We start from the raw sequence: 24,963 nt of genomic DNA, 5'->3' as shown, positions 1-24,963 counted from the left end.
TCTTCTTTAAGAAGAAGACTTTAATTTGAGTAAGTTGAGTCATTCTTCTTATCTGCCAAGTTACAGGAACTTGAGGAATTAGCACCTTTTCATTGATCACGGGTCAATGAAGGTTGCTGAGGTGTCAACGGGCCATTCCCTCGACCTCTCTGGATAAGAGTTGAAATAATTCGTTTTTTTTGAATTTACTATACATTTTTCTTAATGTCAATACCAATGGAAGATTTGTTCGATGATATCGTCAATCTTTATATTGTCTATTTTGTTTACAGACATACATAAACTAATGAATTTTATCGTATAGCGTACGAAAATAAGATATTTTTTTGCTGTATACATGGAAAACTTGTACAATATAAATGAGAATCAATCTCAATGAATGACATATAGTCTATTAAGAGAAACTAATTAACGGATTATATGATTTTATATGTAAATGGGAGGCAAGGAATAATGGAATTTAGAATTGAAAGTGACACGATGGGTGAGGTAAAGGTCCCAGCGGATAAATATTGGGGAGCTCAAACAGAAAGAAGTCGCAATAATTTTAAAATTGGTAAGGAAAAGATGCCAATTGAATTAATTCGGGCATTCGCTTATGTAAAACAAGCAGCAGCTAAAGTAAATCATAAGCTTGGAGATTTATCAGAAGCGAAGAAAAATGCTATTGTAACGATTTGTAGAGAAATTTTGGATGGAACGCTTGATGAGCACTTTCCGCTTGTTGTTTGGCAAACGGGTAGTGGGACGCAAAGTAATATGAATGTCAATGAGGTTATTGCCAATAAAGGTAATAAGTGGTTGGAGGAGATTGGAGAATCGGAAAGACTTCATCCAAATGATGATGTAAATAAGGCGCAAAGTTCGAACGATACGTTTCCAACGGCGATGCATATTGCTGCCTATATGGAAGTAGTCAATCAACTAATTCCAGCTATTAAAGTACTGCGTGATACGTTTAAAGAGAAGGAAAAAGAATTTTGGGATGTAGTGAAGATTGGTCGAACACACCTTCAAGATGCGACGCCTCTTACGTTAGGTCAAGAAATATCCGGATGGAGAGCGATGTTAGATAAGAGTTTAGCTATGGTAGAAGAGAGCAGTCAAAAATTATTGAACTTAGCTCTTGGTGGGACAGCGGTAGGAACAGGGATTAATACAGACCCTGAATTTCCAGAGGAAGCAGCGAAACAAATTGCTGAGGATACGGGACATCCGTTCCAAACATCCGATAATAAATTTCATGCGCTGACAAGTCATGATGAAATGGTCTATGTCCACGGTGCGTTAAAAGCACTAGCTGCTGACTTAATGAAAATTGCTAATGATATTAGATGGTTAGCAAGCGGTCCAAGAAGCGGTATTGGCGAAATTGCGATTCCAGAAAATGAACCAGGAAGTTCTATTATGCCAGGTAAGGTAAATCCGACTCAAAGTGAAGCCTTAACGATGATTGCGACTCAAATCGTTGGAAATGATGCAACTATTGGATTTGCAGCCAGCCAAGGTAATTTCGAGCTAAATGTCTTTAAACCGGTTATTATTTATAATTTTTTACAATCGGTTAAATTATTAACAGAAGGAATTCTTTCCTTCAATAACAACTGTGCGGTTGGAATTACAGCGAATGAAGAAGCTATTAAACAAAATGTAGAACGATCTCTTATGCTTGTTACGGCGCTTAATCCATACATCGGTTATGAGAGGGCGGCGAAAATTGCGAAACACGCATTTAAGGAGAATTCTACTTTGAAAGAAGCAGCCCTTCAACTTGGTTATTTAACAGAAGAAGAATTCGATAAATGGGTCATCCCAGCTAATATGGTGAATAAATAAGAAAGTTTAATGTACCCTTTCGCATGATTGTGAAAGGGTACATTTGTCATGGTCTCAGAAATATGCATATGTACACTTAATATGCGAGGAAAATAAAGTAGAAATTAATGAATGATCGTAGTGGAGATAACATCTATGAGGAATCAATCTATTTTTGAAGAAAAGTGATGGATTTCCCCATTCAGTACTGAATGGGCAAGTTCCATACTTCATAATTCATGGGATAATCTAAGCTTAAGACAAACAGGTGGTAATGCTTGTTGAAAGGACATCCAATGAAGGGATGCCTTTCTAAATGATGGTTTTAATTAAAAGGGAGGGTGTATTGGTGGACATTTTCAATTGGATTTGTGACGATTAAACGGTTACCAGAAAAGCTCCAATTCGCCAAATCATAGCAAAGGTATCTAGTTGGGATTTCATCATCATCTACTTCAATTGTTCTTAGACGAAGAAGCTCGCCTTCAAATGGCCGAAGTCTTTCTAATTCTTCTTCTAGGTTTATTGCTACTTCAAAACTAGGAGTCGTTTTCTGAATACCGTTACTCTCGAAGAGGACCTCTACTTGTTTCCACTCTACTGGATTAGAATCCGTCTTTTTTTCGAATAAATATACATCAGCAAACTGCATATTATCACTCCCTTTCTATATTATTCCAATTATAACATATACAGATAAAATAAAAAATACAAAAATGCCTAAAAAGTTAAAATTTTACAGAAAATTCACAATTGTACGTTGTTTTTATCAGGTGAATAAATGCTTGAATATGTGAAAAAAATACTGTTTTAATCCAAATTTCAAACAAAGCTCTTTATTTAAATAAATAAGAAAATAAAAAAACCTCCTTTTTATTATTATTGTAGTAAAAGGTGTCGGCTTCTTAAAAAGGCAACTATTCTTACTTCGCTTGTGACATAATGAGCGTGAATCTTGCTTCAATCTTTAGTATGAATAATGTGAGGAATATCTATTCGTGCTATAAAAAATTTTAGTTTAGGAAGAAGCCTTACCTATGGATGATTTTCATTATATGCAACGGATATAGGGGGTAGTACTAATTTAAGTATCGATTATTTAAAGTAAGATAAAGGACCTGATCTCCGATAGTGGAGCAGGTCCTTTTGTCGTTTGTTTAATTATTTCTTCATCCACTCCGGTTTACCGAAGCCTTTAAATTCTTTGTCGATAACTGCTTCAAACTCATCTGATTCAACAGCTGCTTTAATATCTTTAGCAAATTGAGCATCTACATTTTTCGTATCCACTACGACACGATTACGATATTCATCTGGCATATTTTCAACAGCAATTGCATCTTCGATTTTCATTTTTGCTGCAATAGCAAAGTTTCCAGGTACAGCAGATAAGTCAACGCTATCTGTAGCACGTGGTAATTGAGCTGCTTCTAATGGTTTAATTTGGATGTTTTTTGGGTTACTTGTTACATCTTTTTCTGACAATGTTAACTGATTAGCAGCTGGATCAACTTCAATTAGTTTGGCCTCTACTAGAATTTTTAGCGCACGAGCCATATTAGATGGATCATTTGGAACAGCGATAGATGTACCGTCTTTTATTTCATCTAAAGATTTATATTGTTTTGAATAAATTCCCATTGGTGCTGTTGGAACAACAATCAATTCAGAAAGTTGTAAGTTGTTTTCTTTTGCAAATGTTTCCATGTAGTATTTATGTTGGAATAAATTTGCATCAATGGATCCATTGCTTAGAGCAAGGTTTGGTTGAACATAATCACTAAATTCAACGACTTCTACTTTATATCCGGCTTTTTCAAGTGATGGTTGAATCGCTTTTTTTACCATGTCGGCAAAAGGACCGCTTGTTGCACCGATTTTAAGTTCTTTTTTCTCTTCCGTTGTGTTTGAAGCCGTATCTTTTTCTTCGTCTTTGTTATTGCCGCAAGCTGCTAAAGCAAGGGCAAGAACAAGAACGAGTAATAAGGATGCCCATTTTTTCATCTTGTAAATCCTCCTGAATATTGAATAATGTATTAAAACTTTCTATGAAGAAAGCAATAATTGTGCTTATCGTTTATCAACTAAATAAGAAAGCTTGTCCCCGATAATTTGAATGATTTGAACAAGGCAAATTAGAACAATAATCGTCAGAATCATAACGGTATTGTCGTAGCGGTAGTACCCGAAGCGGATGGCTAAATCGCCGATTCCTCCGCCGCCAATCGTCCCTGCCATAGCTGAGAACCCAATGAGTGAAATCGTTGTTAAGGTTAGACCTTGAATAATGCCTGGTTTTGCTTCAGCGAGCAGGACATCTTTAATGATCATCCATGGTGAAGCACCAACGGCAATCGCCGCCTCAATAATGCCCTTATCAATTTCACGTAAAGAGGTTTCAACGATTCGAGCGAAAAACGGAATCGCTGCTACGGATAATGAAACAGAGGCAGCGATTGGTCCAATCGTTGTTCCTGTTATTAAGTTGGTGAAAGGAAGCAATGCTACTAATAGAATGATATATGGAATAGATCGTACAAGGTTTACGATGAATCCAAGCAGACTATTGATAAACGCATTTTCAAAAAATAAATTTTTCGCTGTTATAAAGAGTAAAACTCCAAGCGGTAAACCGAGAAACAGGGCGATGATAAGTGAGATGCCAACCATATACACCGTTTCTAGGAATGCTTTATTAAGGTCGGGAAGTATAGCTGTAATCGATTCAAGCATGATGTATCACCTCCACATAGCTAGTTCGTTTGTTGATATAGTCTAAAGCCGCTTGAATGTCATTAGTGTGCCCGGTTAATTCAATGATAAGTATGCCTAAAGGAATGTTTTGGATATATTCAATTTTCCCGTGCAAAATATTGGCTTTTACAGGGTGTTCTTGTAATAAGTCTGAAAGAACGGCTTCACTAGCGAGCTGTCCTTCAAATTGAATTTTGACAATGCTTCCTTTACTTTCCGTAATTAAATGAGAAGGGAGTTCAAAATCTAAGACGCTTTCGATAAATTGTTTCGTTAATGCTTGTTTAGGCTGAGCGAACACACCGTATACGTCGCCTTCTTCAATTATGCGCCCATCTTGCATAACGGCTACCCGATGACAAAGTTCTTTTACAACCTCCATTTCATGGGTAATTAAGACGATTGTAATTCCGAACTCTTTATTAATTTTTTTCAGTAATTGTAAAATGGCTTTTGTTGTTGTTGGGTCAAGGGCAGATGTTGCCTCATCACATAAAAGAACGGTAGGATTGTTTGCTAATGCCCGGGCAATTCCAACACGTTGTTTTTGTCCACCGCTTAATTGAGCAGGGTATACATCTTTTTTATCACTAAGACCAACGATTTCGAGTAATTCAAGCACACGTTTGCGAATGGTTTCAGGCGATTGATGCGCAGCTTTTAAGGCGAAAGCAACATTATCAAACACTGTTTTCGAACTGATGAGTGAAAAGTGCTGAAAAATCATTCCGATTTTCAGTCGTTGTTCTCGCAATGCTTTACCCGATAATTTCGTTAAATCAACACCATCAATAATTACTTGGCCTTTTGTTGGACGTTCTAATAAATTAATCGAACGAATTAAGGAGCTTTTACCAGCACCGCTATATCCAACAATTCCAAAAATTTCTCCTTTTTGAATCGTCAAGGATACATCATCAACGCCGACAACTCGACTTTTCTTCGTGATGTATTCCTTTCGTAACGATCGAATTTCAATCATGGACGTTCCTCCTAAAAAAGCCTCTTTCTGAGTGAAAGAGGCGACATAATCTATATCACGACTTATCTTCCGGAATTGTATCTCTGCAGGAAGTAGCACCGTTCCCCAAATAGGAGGTTGCCGGACGTCATTGGGCCTGATCCCTCGGTCACTCTTGATAAGTATTTATTATTTTGAGATATTTTAGAATATTTATATTAGAATATTATTTGTTATAGTTCGAAAAGTCAATATATTTTCGAGTGAATGATGTAATAATTATGAAAAATGCTAGTATATTATTACATTATAGGATTTAACTTACTCCCTCTAACTAAAAAATGTTAGTTGAAGCTTAGGTGTATTTATTATTTTTAGATAAGAAATAGATTTGTGAGTTTGATGAATTTATTATTCGTCATGGAAGTGTGCCTTTCCATTCTTAATATTTTCCATATATTCCTTGTAAGTGTTATGCGTCTTATATACAGTTAATAGTAATAAGGCTTCATTTGATAGACATCAATAAAAACGAATGGGGGATAAGCATGATAGAAAGGAAGAGGGTAGGAGATGTAGAATGGGTATATGGAAAAGTAGAATCTGCACAATCTAAGATGGGTGTATATGTCTTTGTAACAGACGGCTTAATGATTGATACAGGATCAGAGTCTTTGTTGTCTGACTTGATTCCTTTTTTTCAGTCGACTGACTTTGATCAAGTAGTGCTTACGCATTATCATGAAGATCATACAGGTGGCTGTGCTTGGATTCAAAAACATAAACAAGTACCGTTATTTATTCATTCGATGTCGCTTGATGTTTGTTCCAAACAGGGAGAATATCCGGATTATCGTAAACGGATTTGGGGAGTTCGAGAGGGGTTTCAAGCACGACCGGTTGGAGAAACGGTACAATCTCGTCATCATACATGGAAGGCTATTTTTACACCGGGGCATGCAAGGGATCATATGTCTTATTTGAATCAAAGCAACGGTGTACTTTTCTCAGGTGATTTATTTGTTACGCCAAAAACGAAAGTGATTTTGCAGGAGGAGTCTATTCCGACGATTATACATTCTATTAAGAAGGTATTGCGATATGATTTTCAAGAGGTTTTCTGTTGTCATGCAGGCTATCTTCCAAATGGAAGGGAATTATTTCAAGTGAAGCTTGACTATTTAGAAAATTTACAGGGAGAAATTATTCGACTGCATCAACAAGGGTTGACCGTTGAGGAGATTCAACAGAAGGTTTTACCGAAGCTGTATCCGATTATAGAGTACTCGGACTATGAATGGGATTCGAAACATATTATTACGTCCATTCTTAGAGAGGTGCAATCCACTAGTGTAAGATGAATAGGTAGTAAATAAATGTGAGCTGACCTTATAGGGCCAGCTCACATTTAATTAATCTAAACGATTTACATTCGGAGGCGTTTCATCATAGAACTCATGAGCTTCTTCGATGTTTTGGTTATTACCTGATGTATAGACATTTCCTCCAGCCATTCCTTCGTTGATAATACGATCAATGTCTAAGTAGACAGAATCTTTCTTATCATATTCCGCATCTTTTAAAAACTTATCTTTGTCCAAAAAAAGTCCCTCCTTAGCTTCTGTAGTTTGCAACATACAGTGCTATCTTTAATTCAACTAGCCATCAGGGCAATGAAATACTGACGGAAGTTGTCATTATAGTTTGAGCAGGGAAGGGTCTTTTTTATTCAGCGTATATTTGTAACGCAGAGGACCAGTTGTATCACTCATATACATGAAATAGCATGAGCTCATGTATAGCTTGTTTTAATTCAGCTTCTAAATGATCCGAAGGCTGTATGTTCTTCCATTCAATTTGTCCATCTTTATGGTAAATGGCTTGATAATGTTGTTTTTTTACATAAAAAGAAATTTTCCAGCCAGGTAAAGTATGGTCTTTGAACAACGGTTTCCATTGAAAATGAGTAATCATGAAAAAACCTCCTCTATAGCTATTCCCATTTGTTTCATTATACTGGAAAAAGAATAGAAGAGGTTATTTTTTATCATCATTTGGGTACTTTAATTCAATAAATAAATTTTTTAATTGATGCAGTCGAGTTGTTTCAATATCGGTTTCATCGAATTGCATCGGTTTTGAATTCACTTCATAGATAAAGAGATCCCCTGCTTCATTTTCACCAAGATCAATTGAAAATTCACCGATAAAGCCTAATTGATGAGATAGAACGGCACCGCAAGTTTGAGCAATTTCTGTTAATTGTTGATCTAAAGCTGGTGTTGTCACTTCATGATAAGGAATGATTTTCCCTCCCGTTGGCACATGAGTTGTGATTTCTTGTGTTTGTGACATCCTGACACCTTTCCCGCTTAGCTTGAAACGACCTTGTTCGTAATGAACAAGCAGGCGGTAATCATAGCGATGTCCATTTTTCTTCTTAGGAACAATCGCTTGTTGAGCTAAATATTTCTTCGGTTGAAGCTGCTGTTTGTAAATATCCCAATAGGCTTGAAGAGTAGGGAATGTCTCTGCCCCTGTCGGGCTTACTAATTGGATGGATTTATCTTGTTTACAAGTTAAGGTATGAATCCCTTTGCCTCGATTTCCATCTCTAGGTTTTAAATAAATGGTTGAGTAGGTGCGAAGAAAAGAAGCTAGTTGATTTACATTGTCGACAACAATCGTTTTCGGTAGAAGCTGCTTGAGCCTTTCGTGTTGTTGAAAGGTTGTATACATCTCATATTTATCAATAAAACAAGGGTTGAACATCTTAATGTGCTTGTTGGAGAATAGAGTTTTTAGTTGTTGAAAGGAGTCGGATGCTTCAAAGGGACGGGATGGAATCCGATTATAAACAATATGAGGGAGAGGGACGGTGATTTTTTTCCAGGTGTTTAGTTCAGAACAGTATATAAATCCATAAGGTTGTTCCTGCAGGATATCGTTTGCTGTAAAAACATAACATAAAATACCGTGCTGTAATAAATAAGAATGCAAGGATTGGAACAAGGGAAGGTTCCCGCCCAATCCTATTTTGTTTTTTCCACTTGTTGTTAAAATGCCGATTGTTAATATTTCGTTCCTATGAAAGGGTTTTACGTCAAAGCTTTGAACATCTTGAAGAAATAAGGGATGTTGATAAGGAATTTCTATTTGATCAGCCCCAAACGTAACGGTTAATCCGTTTTGCCCGTGCCACCACTGTTTAGTCGATGAGTTATAAAAGATTTTCATTTTATGGCACCGATAGCGTGTGTAATCGATTGTTCGGCGAGGTAAACGGCATAATCTAGGCTCATTTTCCTCGTTAAAAGTTCAAACTCTTGAAGTTCAGGATGGGAGAAGATAGAGCGGCCAGGTTTGGAATTAGCTTCAAACATCCATACTTGACCATGTTTATCAAGCCCTAGGTCAAAGCCGATTTCCGCGATAATTCCATCAAGGTGATTTTCAATGCTTTCACTTAAAGTAAGCGCAGCTTTTGTTAGCTTTTGTTCTATCTCTAGTGTCGTTTGGCGATCTTCGAATAGTTCTTGGATGGTTTTAATGACTCCGCCGTTTTTTACATGAGTTGTAATGCTGCCAGATCCCGCTACTTTTGCTGCGATAGCGGTGACTTGCCACTCGTCTTGATTGTTTTTATTCGTATGAACTCGAAAATCGACAGGGCGTTTTTCAGAACGCATAAGGGGAATTCCTTGTTGAACAATTAGATTTTCCAACGGGCGATTTCGAAAAACATGATTCATTAGAGCTTCTAAAGATGAAAAACGTTGTAGTTTAGTTTCTTCTTCTTCGTTTGTATATCGGCAATAATACATATGTTCATGCTTATCGTACAAAATTTGATGAATGCCAAGTCCAAGGCTCCCGTGAATGGGTTTAATAAACACTTGTCGGTAGTTTGAAAGAAGATGCTCGATTGTAGAAAAAGAAGAAAGAGGATATGTTTCTGGTAAGTAAGGGAGTGCGTTTTCATCATCACTTAATCGTTCATAAACATCCCATTTATTAAAAAATCCTGGATTATACCATGGAATCCTATATAGTTTTTGGAATTTGCGTTTTACTTCTTTGGGACCGCTTTGGTTCTCTGTTCTTCGATTCGGAAGCCGGTCGTAGATGACATTTGGAAGTGGAAAATCATTCATTTTCCATTCATTCTCTTCGTATATAAAACCACGAATTGTTTCATCATCCCAATTGATATGCTGCTCACCGAAAACAAAGGGAATACAACCTGTTTCTGTATTAAGTGAAAGTAATTTAGAGAAAAAATGAGACCGTTCGCCCAGCGGTTTATTATGAAATCCAGTAAACCCAGATGAAAAGATACCAACGAGCGGTCCAATATGAAGTCGGTTTTTATCTGCAAATAGATGAAGCGGCGTATTTGTTTCGGTAAATTGTAAAGAGTTTGCTAAGCTTTCTGATAGGACAATCTTCTGTGTATTAGCAGGATTTCGTTTTACAGCAGCGGGACAGGAGTGCTGCCCAAAACAAACGATGTCGATGGCGGCGAATTCTAGCTCTGAAGGATAGAAAAGTATATCGTTCGGAAGCTTTGTAATTTCAACAGGATACACATTCTTCATAAAGTAATTATTCACCTGCTTTCAAGAGAGAGTGAGCTAAATATTGACTGTATAAAATAGGGGAGTGATAGAGCTGATCGTATTGGTCAGGATAGAGTACTTCAATCATTTTTCTTCCTGGCTTTGAATTAATATCTAAAATCCACACCTGACCACTTCGATCGACTCCGAGATCAATGCCAAGTTCGAATAATCGGTGGAAGGTTGCTTCTACTTGTTCAGGCAGTGTCCGCAAAATATGGTGAATCGTTTGTTCGGCGGCTAGTGGAAGGACGTCACGGTATTGCTGTAAGAAGGCTGTAATTGGAAGAAAGAGTCCGCCTGTAGCAATGTTAGCGGTAATATGATCTTTTTGTCCGAGTCGAATGCCGCGCCCTTTTTCCACCCATTGATTTCGTTTGTCTTTTTGCATCAGAATACGGAAATCGAATGGTTCATTTTGAGCAGTAGCCAGTTCTAAATAAGGCTGACAAAGGTAACTGTAGCGTTGTAATAAGCGATCGACCCATTTATTTAATTGTGATTTCGATTGGAAGAGGCGCTTGTAAGTTTCTGTTTTCTTCGTCATTGTGACGTTTGTGCCAGTATCTGTTCTCTCGAGTAAGTAAATGCCTGTTCCGCGTGCACCGAAAGAGGGCTTTAAAACGATTCGTTCGTGCTCCTCTAGCTGTGTCCACATATCTTCCGCTGTTTCGATTTGTACGGTTTTTGGTAAAAATGCTTGCAAAAGAGGATGGTCTTTCAGTGCTTTATAGACATCCCATTTACTAGGAAGACCGTACCCTAAAAAGACGCTCTGTTTTTTGAGCCAATTTACTTTTTCTGTGATTTCTGTTGTTTCACGAGTTAAACCATAGAAGCTGCGATCATAAACAAAATCGGGCAGAGGGACCGTTTTGTTCATCCAGCTTTCCTTTTCGGAGCCCCATATCTCTGCTTGAATCTCCTTTGTTTTTATATCGATTTGAAGAGGCGAGAAACGACAAACCTCCACTTGATGCTGCTGGGCAGCTTTGGCTAATTCCGTTACATACTGCTGTTCATTTGAGAAATTTGTCGTCATAATTCCGAATAGCATATAGAGACAAACTCCTTTCTATCATCCTTCATTTTTTAAAGTATGATGAAGCGTACTCATGTAATCAATAAGTGCTTTTACCGATGGTCGTAATTTATCCCTTGTACCATCAAATCGTTTAGAAGGTTTAGAGTTTACTTCAATAATCCATGGATGGAATTGTTCATCAAGTGCCAAATCAATCCCTAACTCTCCTAGTAATCCTTCATGTTGTTTATCTAGGGAGTGAGCCGTCTTTTTGGCAAGGTGAGTAAGAGTGTGATAAAGGTGAATGGCCTGCGGGCGATCGAATCGCTCTTTTAAAAACTGAATGCCATTCTTCATTTCTGCTCCGCGTGCTATATTGGAGACGATATGTCCAGTATCACCGATTCGCGCAACCGCAGAGGTTACCTTCCAAACGTCTTCCTTCGTTTGATGAAGGAGTATACGAAAATCGAATTTCTTCTGTTCCCATTCAAGCAATGGGATCCCTTTTTGAATAATAAAGGAGCGTTGCTTGCAAAATTTCTTTAGGTAAAAGAACAGTTCCGCTTCCGATTGAACAAAGTGAGTATCCTGAGTGTTACCTGAATGTTCAAATAGCCAACCTTTCTCCAGTTTGGTCGCTTTGCCAATATGTTTGCCTTGACTTCCGAAAATTGGTTTTACATAAATAACAGCATGATGTTGGAGAAAAGAATAGAAGGCTTCTCGCGCTCCAAGTGAAATGGTATCTGGTAAGTGCGGCTGCAGGCTCTCGTCTTGTACGAGCATTTCATGGACTTCCCATTTAGAAAGAAAGCATGAGTTAAAGAGTGGGATTTTTTTTGCTTGTAAATAGACTGTGAATTGTTCAAAACGATCGGTCCTTTCTAAACGGCGTGAATGAATCCGATTGTATAGTACACTGGGAAATGGAAGAACACAGGGCTCCCAACCGTTTTCGTGGAACCAATAACCTGTCATGACTTCACTTTCAAGCGACTGTAACGTTGTTAAATAAAAGGGGATGCCTAGAGTAGTAGAGTAGGTATGCATCTCTTGAAAAAAAACTTCCATCTCACCAAATGTTCCATCTGTAAGAAGAGATTGATTGGTTAATAGGGCAAGAAATGGGCCAATGATAACGGTTTTAGTGGATGGTAAGAACGTGACGGAGATTGGGTGAGTGAACGGTGGAAGAGTTAAGTATTGTGAAGTGAAACTTGATAATTTGCATTCCCTGCTTGTTGAAGAAAAGGACTCCACTGTTATTTCTATAGAACGTTGACCAGCCTTGAGCGAAAGAGTTTCCCCATATTGAAGCTGCCATTTTGTAAAGGTAGTTTCATCGATATACATCAATGCTTTTTTTTCTTGGATAGTAGATATCAATAATTTAGAAGATTGACCGTTCATGTATATTCCCCGTTTGCACTTAGTTTCGGATGCTTTATAATAAGACAATGGGCAAATGTGGATAACGTATTCTATGTTTTTGGGAAATAGAGTGTGTCTAGAAATCAATACATTTAGCAATAAAAGGAGAAATCATCATGGATTTATGGATGAAACTTGTATTCATGGTTGTGGTAGGTGCAATCATTGGAGGAATTACGAATTTAATTGCTATTAAAATGTTGTTCCGTCCGTATAAAGCGGTGTACATTTTTGGGAAACAACTACCGTTTACTCCTGGTTTAATGCCGAAACGTCAAGGAGAATTGGCACATCAGCTTGGTAAGGTCGTAGTGGAATATTTAATTACTCCTGAGAGTCTGCAACAGCGTATCGTTAATGATACCTCTAAACAAAATATGAAAGAGTTTGTTGGGGCAGAAGTGAAGAAAGTGTTAACGACTGAAAAAAGTATTGCGGAGTTATTAGAACAATATGGGTTAAATCATGTGGGGGAGACGGTAGAGCAGCGTGTACAAGCTTTTGTGCTTGACAAATATGAAGAGTGGATGGCAGCGAATCGCGGCAAAAACCTTCGTCAACTTATCTCACCTGAGCTGCATGAAAAAGTGACGGAACAAATCCCGGAACTTTCTGCTTACATTGTTACGAAGGGGAAAGAATACTTCCGAAGTAAGGAAGGGAAAGCTCGCTTAGAGGCGATGTTGGATGACTTTTTTAAAGAGCGTGGAAAGCTAATTAATTTAATTCAAATGTTTATTGGAAATGATGCTTTAATTGATAAAATACAACCAGAAATTTTGAAATTGTTGGAGCAACGACGTACAACCAATTTTGTAGAAGAACTGTTGCAAAAAGAGTGGGGTCAGATTAGTGAGTGGGAGATTCAAAAAGTTGAAAATCTAGTTGGTCCGCATGAGATAAAACGAGTAGTTATCGAAAAAACATCTGAATGGATTTCAGTGGATGCTGTTATGAACAAGCCGGTAAAAGACGTAGCAGGTCCATTTGTTGATTCAATTGTTGATAAAGCTGTGCCGGCTATGCTGGATCAGTTGGTGAACCGTGTAAGTGAACATATGCCAGCGTTAGTTAAAAGGCTTCGTTTAGACGAAATCGTTGAAGAACAAGTAGCGGCTTTTTCAGTTCAAAAATTAGAAGAAGTAGTTATAGCAATTGCAAAGCGTGAGCTGGCAATGATTACGTATTTAGGAGCGCTTTTAGGCGGGATTATTGGGTTGTTTCAAGGATTATTCGTTACGCTTTTATAGACTAATATGATTCAATACTATTCCCTTCTGAAAAAATAGAGACGACGATTAGTTCGGCTTTATTAGGATGATTATGTTATAGTTGGAAAGATGTAATAATATAATGGACAGGAGGAGGGAGAAACATGAGTAACGCATATGATGCAGCTTATGCAATGGAGCGAGCGATTCGTTCTAGTAATGAATATGTAGAATTAAAACGATTATATGATCTTGTGAACGCTGATCCGGCTTCAAAGGGAATGTTTGATAACTTTCGTAACATCCAAATGATGCTTCAGCAAAAACAAATGATGGGTCAAGAAATTACGCCCGAAGAAATTGAGCAAGCGCAAAAAACGGTTCAACTTGTTCAACAGCATCCAACAATTGCTCAATTGATGGAAGCGGAACAAAGAATGAGTGTAGTGATTGCAGATTTAAATAAAATTATTATGAAGCCTCTTGAAGAACTATACGGTCTTCCTGGTCAAGGATCATAAGCTTGTACTCCCTGCTTTGAATAGTGGGGAGTTTTTTTACGGTCTCCGTTTTGTTCTACTTAGCGTAGTTCATTCATAAATTAGGGTAGACATTACAGATGGGAGAGATCAACATGGTGTATCGTCTATTAGCGGTTAATATTGACGGAACGTTACTGCAGTCAAATGGCCGTTTAAATAAAGTTACGAAAGAGGCCGTTGAATACGTATCCCAAAAAGGTGTGCACATTGCACTTGTAACGAATAGAAATTATTACTCTGCAAAAAAAGTAGCGAAGGCGCTCAAGGTAAATCCAATGATGGTCGCTCATCAAGGGGCTTTTGTTGGAGAGACAATTGAAAAGCCTTTATTTGTAAAGAGGTTGACAGAGGAGCTTACGTTAGAAATCGTCCGATTGCTAGAAACGACATCGTGTCAGATTCAGCTTATTCATGAAAAAGGATCGTTAGGAAATAGAATTCATCTTCCGGAAAAACTAGTAAGTCGAGCTAAAATGACGTTAAATGAACCGAGTATGTTTGCGCAGCAGTATGTAGAAGTGCTCAGTGAGGAGCTTCAAAAAAAGCCGTGTGAACCAATAAAAATCGATATTCAATTTGTAAAAGGAATGGACCAACGAGATATAAAGAGGTTGATTGGAGAGTTGTTTCCGGAAGTAGAAGTGATTGATCAATCCGATCAAAGGCTGATACTTGTACCAAAAGGTGTGTCAAAATGGAGCGGGCTGCTATATTTAGCCGACTATTTAGGAATCAAGAGGCAGGATATTGTCGCCATTGGTGATGGTCTAGATGATATAGATATGATTAATGGAGTTGGTCTCGGTGTGGCGATGGGGAATGCTGCACCAGAAGTGAAGCGAGTAGCTAAATGGGTAACCCGTTCTAATGATGAGAACGGTGTAGCGTACATGTTGAAAGAGTTTTTCCGTAAACAGCCGCCTATTGAATTTTTACAAAAAATGAATATGTTGAAATAACAACAAGCCCTTCACTTAATGAGTGAAGGGCTTGTTGTTTTATGGTTTCGCTTTATAAGATCTTTTGGTTCAGGTATGTGTGACTGTAGTCTCGCGCACCTTTTTAGTTTATCTTAGTTAGCTGCATCAATCACACGTTTCATCGCGTGAATTTGTCCAAGGTGATTAGACTCATGGAATAAAGCAAACGTAAATATTTCCCCTACTGTTTCAAGGCCTAAAAAAGGCTGTGGCAATTTTTCGCTATAGCGTTCTTCTGGAATGGCAAGAATGCGGTTCACTTGCTCTTGCAATTGTTGTACTAATACTTCGACGCTTGGTACGTCCCCTTTCCAATCCGCTGGTTTTGATCCATATCCAAATAATTCGCCATAATTAGCAGGCAAGTGATTTGTGTGAGGATAGCCAAGTAAAAATTGCTCAGTGACAGTTAAGATATGGCCGATATGCCAATGAAGTGTGTTATTAAAGCCCTTCGGTTGGATATCGAACAGCTCCGGATTGATTCCTTCGATTTCACTTAATATTTTTTGACGTGTCAATTGAAGTTGACTGTTTAAATAGTTCATGTGGAAAGTCTCCTTAATTATAATTATTTGAATTAAAACGATTACATAAGTGAAATTATAGCAAGTAGTTTCCTATAGAAGCAAATATTGAGATTGTGAATAATAAAATTTCACTTGAAGTTGTCAGAAAATTGATTATAAGGATATTGAACAGTTTTTGGTTGTTTAAATAAGTTTCATACTTTGTGAGTCCCTTTGAAAATGGAAGGGGCTTTTATTTGATTGGAGGTATATTCCATTTTGATTATTGTAAATTTTACTTGAAAATGTCAGAAAATTGATTATAATGAAGTTATTAATGTGAGGAAAGGTAACGTGGGTGAGTTATATTATTGTGGGTTTTGAAGGGAGGATTCTATGCGCTTAACATCTCGGGAGCAGGAGAAATTGTTAGTTGTAGTCGCTGCTGATTTAGCAAGACGACGTAAGGATCGTGGTTTGAAGTTGAATTACCCTGAAGCGGTTGCTCTGATTACATACGAAATTATGGAGGGGGCCCGCGACGGAAAAACTGTAGCTGAGCTGATGCAGTTTGGAAAAACGATATTAACAAGTGAAGACGTAATGGAAGGAATTCCCGATATGATTCATGATATTCAAGTTGAGGCGACGTTTCCGGACGGGACGAAGCTTGTGACGGTTCATAATCCGATTCAGTAAGGAGAGGAACAGATGATACCTGGTGAATATAGATTGAAAAAAACGCCTATTGTGTGCAATGAAGGCAAAGAAGTAACAAAATTAACCGTAATTAACCGTGGTGATCGTCCGATTCAAGTGGGCTCCCACTTCCATTTTTTCGAAGTGAACGAAGGGTTGGAATTTGAACGCAGTCAGGCGTTTGGTATGAGGTTGAATATTCCAGCAGGAACGGCTGTCCGCTTTGAACCGGGGGATGCGAAGGAAATTGAGCTCGTGGCTTTTAGCGGAAAACGAGAAGTGTACGGCTTAAATAATCAGACCGATAGAAAATTAGATGGGGAGGGGAAAGTGTGAGCCTTGAAATGTCACGTAAGCAATATGCTGATATGTTCGGTCCGACAAAGGGAGATTTAATACGACTCGCTGATACAGAGCTATTTATCCAAATTGAACAAGATTATGCGGTGTATGGTGATGAAGTGAAATTTGGCGGAGGAAAAGTCATTCGTGATGGCATGGGTCAGCACCCGCTTGCATCTAGAAGTGAAGTAATGGATTTAGTTTTGACAAACGCGATTATTCTTGACTATACCGGGATTATTAAAGCGGATATCGGGGTGAAAGATGGGAGAATTGCTGCCATTGGGAAAGCGGGGAACCCGCTGCTTATGAATGATGTGACAATGGTGATTGGAGCCGCTACAGAGATTATTGCTGCTGAAGGGATGATTGTTACAGCTGGCGGCATTGATGCCCATATTCATTTTATTTGCCCGGATCAAATCGAAACGGCGCTTTCGAGCGGAGTTACAACGATGATTGGTGGCGGAACGGGACCAGCCACCGGAACGAATGCCACGACATGTACACCAGGTGCTTGGAATATTCACCGTATGCTCCAAGCTGCTGAACACTTCCCTATGAATCTGGGGTTTTTAGGAAAAGGAAATGCCTCGGCAAAAGAGCCTCTAATTGAACAAATTGAAGCTGGCGCTATTGGTCTGAAGCTGCACGAAGACTGGGGAACGACGTCTGCAGCGATTGATACGAGCCTTACGGTTGCTGATGAATATGATATTCAAATTGCCATCCATACCGATACGCTCAATGAAGCAGGATTTGTAGAAGACACGATTGAAGCAATTGGTGGTCGTGTTATTCATACATATCATACAGAGGGAGCGGGCGGCGGTCATGCACCCGATATTATTAAAGTAGCCAGTTTTCCTAATATTTTACCATCCTCAACAAATCCAACGAGACCTTATACGATTAATACTCTTGAAGAACATTTAGATATGCTGATGGTTTGTCATCATTTAGACCCTGCTGTACCAGAAGACATTGCTTTTGCTGATTCACGTATTCGAAAAGAAACGATCGCGGCAGAAGATATTTTACATGATTTAGGTGTATTCAGCATGATCAGCTCGGATTCCCAGGCGATGGGGCGAGTTGGAGAAGTCATTATGCGCACATGGCAAACGGCAGATAAAATGAAAAAACAACGTGGACGTTTAAGTGAGGAAATGTGTGAAGGCGATAATTTTCGCGTGAAACGATATGTGGCGAAGTACACAATCAATCCTGCGCTCGCACATGGCATAGCGGATGAAGTTGGTTCAATAGAAGTCGGGAAATTCGCTGATTTAGTTGTGTGGGACCCCGCCTTTTTTGGAGTGAAGCCGGATTTAGTTTTAAAAGGCGGAATGATTGCTGCTAGCATCATGGGAGACCCGAACGCGTCTATTCCCACTCCGCAGCCTGTCACATATCGTCCGATGTTTGCCAGCTTTGGCAAGGCCACTGCTGCAACATCCATCACTTTTCTTTCTAGGGCAGCCTATGAAGCAGGCGTTCATCATGAATTAGGGTTAAACAAACTGATTAAACCAGTGAGTAATGTTCGTCAGCTTCAAAAGAAGGATATGAAGTTTAATGGAGAAACTCCTGTCATAGAAGTGGATCCGCAAACATATGAAGTTACAGTGGATCAGCAACTGATTACATGTGAGCCAGCTGAAGTTTTACCAATGGCACAACGATATTTCTTATTCTGAGGTGAAATAGATGATTATTGAAAAAGTAATTGGAAACTTACGTGAGATTGATCGAGCAGGAAGACATCTTGAACGCATTTATTTAGAAAGTGATGCACTTCGTAAAAGAATTCAGCGCGTTAAAACCGATCATGGAAAAGAGTTAGGAATTCGTTTAAAAGGAAATAAAGATTTAGCAGATGGCGACATTCTATATATGGATGAAAAGAATATCATTGCCATTCAAACATTGGCTGATGATGTGTTAGCTATTCAGCCTGTATCCATTGGTCAAATGGGAGAAGTTGCACATCAATTAGGCAATCGTCATTTACCAGCGCAGTTTGAAGGAGACGAAATGCTTGTTCAATATGATTATCTTGTTGAAAAGCTATTGACTGATATGAAGGTTCAATATCGTCGTGAAAAAAGAAAGGTTAAAGAAGCATTTCGTCATATCGGACATGCGCATGATTAAAGAAATCCTTCCGTTAATTCAGCTTTGTGATTCGAACTTTCCATCTGGAGCGTTTTCCCATTCCTTTGGATTGGAAACGTATATTCAAGAAGATTATATAACTACTGTTGAGGAGTTTAAACAGTTTTTACATGTATATATTTTGAAATCATTAACGTATACAGATGGGCTTGGCTGCCGGATGGCCTATGATTTAGCAGAGGAACAGAAACTTGAAGAGTTGTGGGCGTTAGATGAAATCTTATATGCAAGCTGTTCTTCTGCAGAATCACGCGAAGCATCGCGGCGGATTGGCCAGCAAATGGCACGTATTTGTTTAGTGTTATATCCATCTGATACATTGGCTGATTATCAACAGAAGATTAAGAAAAAGCAATGTTACGGCCATCCAGCACTTGTATTTGCGCTTGTATGTTATGAGCTTACTATTTCAAGAGAGTTAGCAGTTATGAGTTGTTTATATGCAGGAGTATCTTCTCTGATCCAAAATGCTGTGCGTGGTATTCCTTTAGGGCAAACAGACGGACAATTATTATTATTATGGGCGCATGAAGTTATCCAATCGGCCGTTGAAGTAGTCGAAGGGCTATCTGAATCAGCACTTGGCCGAACTCAACCAGGTCTCGAAATTGCGCAAATGAGACATGAACAATTACATGTAAGACTATTTATGAGCTAATAGGAAAAGAGGTGAAGAGGTTTGTCTCTGGAGAAAGAGGCAGGCCCATAGTTGATGAAAGATGTTATTAAAATTGGTGTAGGTGGTCCGGTTGGAGCTGGAAAAACGATGCTTGTGGAAAAATTAACAAGAGCGATGGCGAATGATTTTAGTATGGCCGTTGTAACAAATGATATTTACACAAAGGAAGATGCGCTCTTTTTAATGAGAAACGGGGTGCTTCCTGAAACGAGAATTATTGGAGTGGAGACAGGCGGTTGTCCACATACAGCCATTCGAGAAGATGCTTCCATGAATTTTGCAGCAATTGATGAATTGATGGAATATCACCCTGATTTGGATCTTATTTTTGTCGAGAGCGGCGGTGATAATTTAGCAGCTACATTTAGTCCAGAGCTTGTTGATTTCTCGATTTATATTATCGATGTAGCACAAGGAGAGAAAATCCCGCGTAAGGGCGGACAAGGTATGATTAAATCTGATCTTTTTATTATTAATAAAACAGATTTGGCTCCTTATGTTGGTGCAAGCTTAGAAATCATGGAGCGAGATACGTTAATGACTCGTGGAGATAAGCCGTTCTTCTTTACTAATTTAAAAGATGAACAAGGCTTAGACGATGTTGTGAATTGGATTAAATCAGAGGTTTTCTTAATAGGTTTAGAGCAATGAATTGGACGGGACAATTACATTTAACGGCTTCATTAAAAAATGGGAAGACCATTTTATATGATAGCTATTATGAAGGGGCGTTTAAAGTATCTCGTCCCGTTTTTTTAGAAGAGGACTCCCCAACTTATTTTTTGATTCATGTCGGCGGCGGCTATGTAGGCGGGGATCGGTACAATCAATGCTTTCATTTAGAAGAAGGAGCTGTGCTAACATTAACGACCCAGTCAGCGACGAAAGTCTATAAAACGACAGCGTTACCTGCTAAGCAGCAAACAACGATTTTTCTTGAAAAAGGTAGTTTTCTAACGTATTTACAAGATCCTGTCATTGCTTATGAACAGGCAAAGTATATACAAGAAACGACCATTGAAATGGAATCCGACTCTAGCTTATTACTAACAGATATGTACACTCCAGGCTGGTCAGCGACGCAACAGAGCTTTACCTATGATTGGATTCACTCCGATATGACAGTCATTTATGATCGAAGAAAAATAGTAATCGATCACCTCTTATTACAGCCTAAGGATCAACTAGATTCCATCCTCTTATTAGAAGGTTATACCCATTTTGGTTCTCTGCTTTTTATTCATGAAAAGTTGAATGATGCTGCTTTTCATGAATTAGTAGAGGCACTGCATATATTTGAAAATGAGGCGAGAATCGGCCTCTCCCGCTTACCGGTTGCTGGTCTTCTTTTACGGGTTTTGGCCAATCAAACCCAAATAATCGAGCAAATTTTTGCGATTTGTGAAACGATTTTACGAAGCGAAGTGTTGCAAAAAGAAGCTGTTTTTTATCGGAAATATTAAGTTGGTAGAGTATGAGAACAGTTATATGGATTATTCTAGTTCTTCCCAGTTTCTCCTCTGTTGACCGTGTTATCTCGATTAGGTACACTTATCATGGATATTTATTAGAAAAACACGACTTATTGCCCTTAATGGTGAAAGTCGCCGTTTTTTCTTATGCTTTAATCCTTTAAACAAGGTAAACTTTCTTAAAGGATAAAAAAATTAGATAGGTGATTAATTTGCAAATTGCGATACATGGTATTACAGATGAGCGGTTTCGACGACCGCTTCAAAATATAGCTAATTTATTTTTTGAAGAAACAACCATTCAGTTTGGGGAAGAAGAGGCCGCGGAACTAGTTGTTCATTTAGAGTGGCATGTTACAGAGCAAATTACCGTTTCCGCAGTACTGATAGAGCAATCAACGAACAAACGCTTTGAAGCAGCACATGAAGAAATGCTTATATTACCCGCTACAGAAAAAGAACAATTCATGCAAGTGAAGCGTGCGGTGTCACATGCTTATTTACAAGTGCTGCAGCAACTTACGGGTACGATTCAAAAGTGGGGGATTTTGACAGGGATTCGTCCGACCAAGCTGCTTCATAAAAAGCTTCAGCAAGGGTTATCTATGGAAGAAGCGCACGCGGAGTTAAAGGAAGATTATTTAATTTCGGATGAGAAAATTGACTTAATGCAAAAAATTACCGAACGTCAATTAGCGGCTGTTCCAGATTTGTATGATTTAAGAAGAGAAGTGAGTATTTATATTGGGATTCCGTTTTGTCCAACGAAATGTGCGTATTGTACATTTCCTGCTTATGCGATTAATGGACGTCAAGGTTCAGTTAATTCTTTCCTTGGCGGTCTTCATTATGAAATAAGAGAAATGGGTCGTTATTTAAAAGAAAAAGGCATTAAGATTACGACGATTTATTATGGTGGTGGTACACCGACAAGTATTACAGCCGAAGAAATGGATATGTTGTATGAAGAAATGTACACTTCCTTCCCTGATGTCGCCAATGTTCGTGAGGTTACGGTTGAAGCAGGAAGACCAGACACCATTACACCTGAGAAGCTGGAAGTGTTGAAGAAATGGAATATCGACCGAATTAGTGTAAATCCGCAATCGTACATTCAAGAAACATTGAAAGCGATTGGCCGGCATCATACTGTGCAAGAAACGATTGATAAATTCCACTTATCACGCAGCATGGGGATGAATAATATCAATATGGATTTAATTATCGGTCTCCCTGGTGAAGAATTACCGGAGTTTGAAACAACGTTGGCTGAAACGGAAAAATTGATGCCGGAATCCTTAACCGTTCATACACTTTCTTTTAAACGTGCTTCAGAAATGACGAAGAATAAACAAAAATATAAAGTCGCATCTCGTGATGAAGTAGAAAGAATGATGCATGCAGCAGAGAAGTGGACAGCGGATCATGGATATGTTCCTTATTATTTATATCGTCAGAAAAACATCCTCGGTAATTTAGAAAATGTCGGCTACTCATTGCCAGGTCAGGAAAGCATTTATAACATTATGATTATGGAAGAGCAGCAAACGATTCTCGGCCTTGGCTGCGGTGCAGCGAGTAAATTTATTGACCCAGTGACAGGGAAAATTACTCACTTTGCAAATCCGAAAGATCCAAAATCGTACAATGATCATTTTGAACATTATACACAAAAGAAAATTGAAATGTTGGAAGAGTTATTGGATAATGAAAAATCCCAAGCTTAATGCTTGGGATTTTTTGTACTTTAAGAAGTTTCATTTCTTTAAAGGATTAAAGGGAAGATTCAACATCGACTTTCGCCATTGGGATGATAAGTTGTATTTTTGTTGATTTAAAATAAAGTTCGAAGTTTATGAAGAGGGTTGATTATTTATAATAAAGTTTGATAAAAAGATCTATTCTTTAGAGTATTTCTTTGTTCAATAATCGGGCGCTATCCAGAACTGGATAAGCGCTCATTTTTCATTTAAGGTCCATATTGTTGAACAACAGCTTTATAGAAATTTGGATATCTATGTAACAGTTCAGATAATTTCGGTTCTTTTACGTTTTCTTTTCCTAACAACAGCAATCACCAACAAAAACAAAGGGACAATCGTTTGTATCAATAGTGCGTATAGAGGAAAGGTCCCGACAAGAAAACGTTGCAATCCCATTCCATTAGGAATTGACCAAAAGCCGAATGCTACAATCAGGATCCCTAAAGGCCATACAATGGGTCGATAGTCCGGAAGATTCAGCCATTGTGCGGTACCTAAAGCTGCTGCATAATAAAATACAGAAATTTTGACAAACGCCCCTGCTACCCAAATAGCCATGACGACGGACTCTAAATGTTCAAAAAAGTCGGCTATACTGATGTATCGAGATATGTTAAATAAGGGATAAGCCCTAGAGGCAGTCGTTGATCCGAGTACAAAAAGAACGATAAGATTGACTATAATTAACAACATCATCACAGCAAAAACACTTATCATTCCGTATTTCATTCCTTTTTTCTGATCTGCTAAAAAAGGCAGGAGAAAAGTAATCAGAAAAAATTCTGTGAACCAACCACCAGGCACAATCGCACCCTTGATTGGAGGCAACATCCCATTTCCCAATATCGGGAATATGTTCTTAAATTCAAAATCAGGGAATGCTAAAATAATTAAGAGGAGGAGTGGAACTATAAAAACAGGTGAAAATAATTGAGCAACCCTCCCCAATACTTCTAAACCTCCGTGTACCACTAAGGCACAGAGGAATACCATCGATACCATGATCACGCTAATCGGAGTAGTGACTAAAAAAGAGTTAACAACAAATTCTGCGTACTGTCTTATGATAAGTCCTGTGCCCTGGATATAAAAAAACAAGAATAAAATACCAAGAATTTTCCCCGCGAATCGGCCGATGATACGTTCACTGAATTGGATAACCGTTTCTTTCGGATACAATTTGTGCAGTTTATAAGCGATAAACACCGTCACATACCCGATAAGGGACGCCAAAATGGGTGACAGCCATAAATCATTTTTGGCATATTGCGCCGTAACGCTTGGAACCCCAAGAATAGCGGTAGCCACAATCGTAGGAAACATCATGATGGCCATCTGTAGAGATGAGATTTTGCCTTTCTCCATTATCTTTTCCTTCCATTGATTGTTAATTATTTTCTTCAAAGATTAATGTAACCCAAGAGTGTGGAGACTATCCCCTGTAATACCCAAGGTTCGTACAGCTCTTTAAGAGGTCGCTGCCCTTTATTTCTAGTTTCCAGTAAGGTAGATTATGTCACAAAGGGTACTCACTCCTTTTGGACTGATAGTTGCAATTATGATAATTTTCTTATTTCAGAAAAGGGTGCGATAGTTGAAGAAGGATCAGGTGGTTTATAGAAGAAGGTCCGTTTCAGTTATTCCATTAAAGGGCGCATTTCTGTAGCAAGAAATGTGCTCTTCTTAATGAATCGGTCCATTTTGCTGAACAAGAATACATAATCAAAGTCGAATTTTAACAAAGAAGACTTTAAAAAATTTAAATATAGATAAATTTGAATCGAATCCCTAAAAAAGGAAACTATATAAACTAATAGCAATGGTTATATACATAATCAAGGGAGGCTATAAGAGTTAAATTTGGGGTGAAAGGTTTGGGATTTTTAAACTATTTAACAATCATTTTGGAATTTATAGTATTAATCGTAGCGTGGCGTTTCAGCGATTGGAGAAATTGGAAAAAATATTATTCAACCGTGCT

The 24,963-nt window shown here is 38.3% G+C and carries 25 protein-coding genes and 2 riboswitches; of the genes, 13 read left to right on the top strand and 12 right to left on the bottom strand.

Annotated elements, in window-relative coordinates; translation table 11 throughout:
- Positions 1-45: 45 nt before the first annotated feature.
- Positions 46-160: riboswitch (SAM riboswitch) on the bottom strand.
- A 293-nt stretch (positions 161-453) separates the two neighbouring features.
- Positions 454-1,836: a class II fumarate hydratase gene (gene fumC, locus V7068_RS00590; protein ID WP_499710464.1), complete on the top strand. Its 1,383-nt coding sequence runs from the start codon at positions 454-456 to the stop codon at positions 1,834-1,836.
- Between the two features lie 304 nt (positions 1,837-2,140).
- Here the strand turns inward: fumC and V7068_RS00585 are convergent, their stop codons facing one another.
- The 4 genes from V7068_RS00585 to V7068_RS00570 form a co-directional block, all read right to left on the bottom strand.
- Positions 2,141-2,467, bottom strand: a complete 327-nt coding sequence (locus V7068_RS00585; protein WP_499710462.1) for a hypothetical protein — start codon at positions 2,465-2,467, stop codon at positions 2,141-2,143.
- Positions 2,468-2,976: 509 nt separating this feature from the next.
- Complete coding sequence (locus V7068_RS00580) at positions 2,977-3,819, bottom strand: MetQ/NlpA family ABC transporter substrate-binding protein (protein ID WP_499710460.1); 843 nt, start codon at positions 3,817-3,819, stop codon at positions 2,977-2,979.
- Between the two features lie 66 nt (positions 3,820-3,885).
- On the bottom strand, positions 3,886-4,548 hold the full coding sequence (locus V7068_RS00575) for a methionine ABC transporter permease (protein ID WP_375349394.1): 663 nt from the start codon (positions 4,546-4,548) through the stop codon (positions 3,886-3,888).
- Positions 4,541-5,551 carry a methionine ABC transporter ATP-binding protein gene (locus V7068_RS00570; protein ID WP_499710458.1) on the bottom strand — a complete coding sequence of 337 codons (1,011 nt, stop codon included), beginning with the start codon at positions 5,549-5,551 and terminating at the stop codon, positions 4,541-4,543. The genes V7068_RS00575 and V7068_RS00570 overlap by 8 nt, the downstream gene beginning before the upstream one ends.
- A 59-nt stretch (positions 5,552-5,610) precedes the next feature.
- Positions 5,611-5,715: riboswitch (SAM riboswitch) on the bottom strand.
- Positions 5,716-6,078: 363 nt separating this feature from the next.
- Here V7068_RS00570 and V7068_RS00565 point away from each other — a divergent pair.
- Entirely contained in the window at positions 6,079-6,891 is an 813-nt protein-coding gene (locus tag V7068_RS00565) for an MBL fold metallo-hydrolase (protein ID WP_499710457.1), read from the top strand.
- Positions 6,892-6,942: 51 nt separating this feature from the next.
- Here the strand turns inward: V7068_RS00565 and V7068_RS00560 are convergent, their stop codons facing one another.
- From V7068_RS00560 to V7068_RS00535, 6 genes are all read right to left on the bottom strand, one after another.
- Positions 6,943-7,131 (bottom strand): hypothetical protein, encoded by a 189-nt coding sequence (locus V7068_RS00560; RefSeq protein ID WP_252289094.1) that lies wholly within the window; start codon positions 7,129-7,131, stop codon positions 6,943-6,945.
- Between the two features lie 163 nt (positions 7,132-7,294).
- Complete coding sequence (locus tag V7068_RS00555) at positions 7,295-7,504, bottom strand: YheE family protein (protein ID WP_499710456.1); 210 nt, start codon at positions 7,502-7,504, stop codon at positions 7,295-7,297.
- 63 nt (positions 7,505-7,567) lie between these two features.
- Positions 7,568-8,767, bottom strand: coding sequence for a YheC/YheD family endospore coat-associated protein (locus V7068_RS00550; protein ID WP_499710455.1), 1,200 nt, complete (start codon positions 8,765-8,767; stop codon positions 7,568-7,570).
- Positions 8,764-10,128: a YheC/YheD family endospore coat-associated protein gene (locus V7068_RS00545; protein WP_499710454.1), complete on the bottom strand. Its 1,365-nt coding sequence runs from the start codon at positions 10,126-10,128 to the stop codon at positions 8,764-8,766. Before V7068_RS00545 ends, V7068_RS00550 begins: the two co-directional genes overlap by 4 nt.
- 7 nt (positions 10,129-10,135) lie before the next feature.
- Positions 10,136-11,206 carry a YheC/YheD family endospore coat-associated protein gene (locus V7068_RS00540; RefSeq protein ID WP_499710453.1) on the bottom strand — a complete coding sequence of 357 codons (1,071 nt, stop codon included), beginning with the start codon at positions 11,204-11,206 and terminating at the stop codon, positions 10,136-10,138.
- A gap of 21 nt (positions 11,207-11,227) precedes the next feature.
- On the bottom strand, positions 11,228-12,586 hold the full coding sequence (locus V7068_RS00535) for a YheC/YheD family endospore coat-associated protein (protein WP_499710452.1): 1,359 nt from the start codon (positions 12,584-12,586) through the stop codon (positions 11,228-11,230).
- 137 nt (positions 12,587-12,723) lie between these two features.
- On the opposite strand from V7068_RS00535, the gene V7068_RS00530 reads away from it, so the two are divergent.
- The 3 genes from V7068_RS00530 to V7068_RS00520 all read left to right on the top strand — a co-directional run bounded on the left by V7068_RS00530 (position 12,724) and on the right by V7068_RS00520 (position 15,319).
- Complete coding sequence (locus V7068_RS00530; protein ID WP_499710451.1) at positions 12,724-13,857, top strand: DUF445 domain-containing protein; 1,134 nt, start codon at positions 12,724-12,726, stop codon at positions 13,855-13,857.
- A 125-nt stretch (positions 13,858-13,982) separates the two neighbouring features.
- The gene (locus V7068_RS00525) at positions 13,983-14,339 is read left to right on the top strand and encodes a YlbF/YmcA family competence regulator (RefSeq protein WP_499710450.1); all 357 of its coding nucleotides are present in this window, start codon (positions 13,983-13,985) and stop codon (positions 14,337-14,339) included.
- Between the two features lie 113 nt (positions 14,340-14,452).
- Positions 14,453-15,319, top strand: a complete 867-nt coding sequence (locus V7068_RS00520) for a Cof-type HAD-IIB family hydrolase (RefSeq protein WP_499710449.1) — start codon at positions 14,453-14,455, stop codon at positions 15,317-15,319.
- A gap of 113 nt (positions 15,320-15,432) precedes the next feature.
- Here V7068_RS00520 and V7068_RS00515 read toward each other — a convergent pair whose 3' ends face one another.
- Positions 15,433-15,888 (bottom strand): DinB family protein, encoded by a 456-nt coding sequence (locus V7068_RS00515; protein ID WP_375349382.1) that lies wholly within the window; start codon positions 15,886-15,888, stop codon positions 15,433-15,435.
- A 357-nt stretch (positions 15,889-16,245) separates the two neighbouring features.
- Between V7068_RS00515 and V7068_RS00510 the strand changes: the two genes are divergently transcribed.
- The 8 genes from V7068_RS00510 (at position 16,246) to V7068_RS00475 (ending at position 22,946) form a co-directional block, all read left to right on the top strand.
- Positions 16,246-16,548, top strand: coding sequence for an urease subunit gamma (locus tag V7068_RS00510; protein WP_252289104.1), 303 nt, complete (start codon positions 16,246-16,248; stop codon positions 16,546-16,548).
- A 12-nt stretch (positions 16,549-16,560) separates the two neighbouring features.
- Positions 16,561-16,884, top strand: coding sequence for an urease subunit beta (locus V7068_RS00505; protein ID WP_499710448.1), 324 nt, complete (start codon positions 16,561-16,563; stop codon positions 16,882-16,884).
- Entirely contained in the window at positions 16,881-18,590 is a 1,710-nt protein-coding gene (gene ureC, locus V7068_RS00500) for an urease subunit alpha (RefSeq protein WP_499710447.1), read from the top strand. Before V7068_RS00505 ends, ureC begins: the two co-directional genes overlap by 4 nt.
- Before the next feature lie 10 nt (positions 18,591-18,600).
- Positions 18,601-19,047 (top strand): urease accessory protein UreE, encoded by a 447-nt coding sequence (gene ureE / locus V7068_RS00495; protein WP_499710446.1) that lies wholly within the window; start codon positions 18,601-18,603, stop codon positions 19,045-19,047.
- Positions 19,040-19,726 (top strand): urease accessory protein UreF, encoded by a 687-nt coding sequence (locus V7068_RS00490; protein WP_499710444.1) that lies wholly within the window; start codon positions 19,040-19,042, stop codon positions 19,724-19,726. The genes ureE and V7068_RS00490 overlap by 8 nt, the downstream gene beginning before the upstream one ends.
- A gap of 54 nt (positions 19,727-19,780) precedes the next feature.
- Positions 19,781-20,398: an urease accessory protein UreG gene (gene ureG, locus V7068_RS00485; RefSeq protein WP_127762446.1), complete on the top strand. Its 618-nt coding sequence runs from the start codon at positions 19,781-19,783 to the stop codon at positions 20,396-20,398.
- Positions 20,395-21,210 carry an urease accessory protein UreD gene (locus V7068_RS00480; protein ID WP_499710442.1) on the top strand — a complete coding sequence of 272 codons (816 nt, stop codon included), beginning with the start codon at positions 20,395-20,397 and terminating at the stop codon, positions 21,208-21,210. Before ureG ends, V7068_RS00480 begins: the two co-directional genes overlap by 4 nt.
- A gap of 221 nt (positions 21,211-21,431) precedes the next feature.
- Positions 21,432-22,946: a coproporphyrinogen III oxidase gene (locus V7068_RS00475; RefSeq protein ID WP_499710441.1), complete on the top strand. Its 1,515-nt coding sequence runs from the start codon at positions 21,432-21,434 to the stop codon at positions 22,944-22,946.
- A 300-nt stretch (positions 22,947-23,246) separates the two neighbouring features.
- On the opposite strand, the gene V7068_RS00470 is transcribed toward V7068_RS00475, so the two are convergent.
- Positions 23,247-24,347, bottom strand: a complete 1,101-nt coding sequence (locus V7068_RS00470; RefSeq protein WP_499710438.1) for a GerAB/ArcD/ProY family transporter — start codon at positions 24,345-24,347, stop codon at positions 23,247-23,249.
- Positions 24,348-24,963: the final 616 nt, after the last annotated feature.

This window comes from Bacillus sp. JJ634, from assembly GCF_036962285.1.
Taxonomy (GTDB): Bacteria; Bacillota; Bacilli; order Bacillales; family DSM-1321; genus Peribacillus; species Peribacillus asahii_A.
The sequence above is the reverse complement of the archived record's forward strand: the minus strand, read 5'-3'. Positions and strand labels throughout refer to the sequence as shown.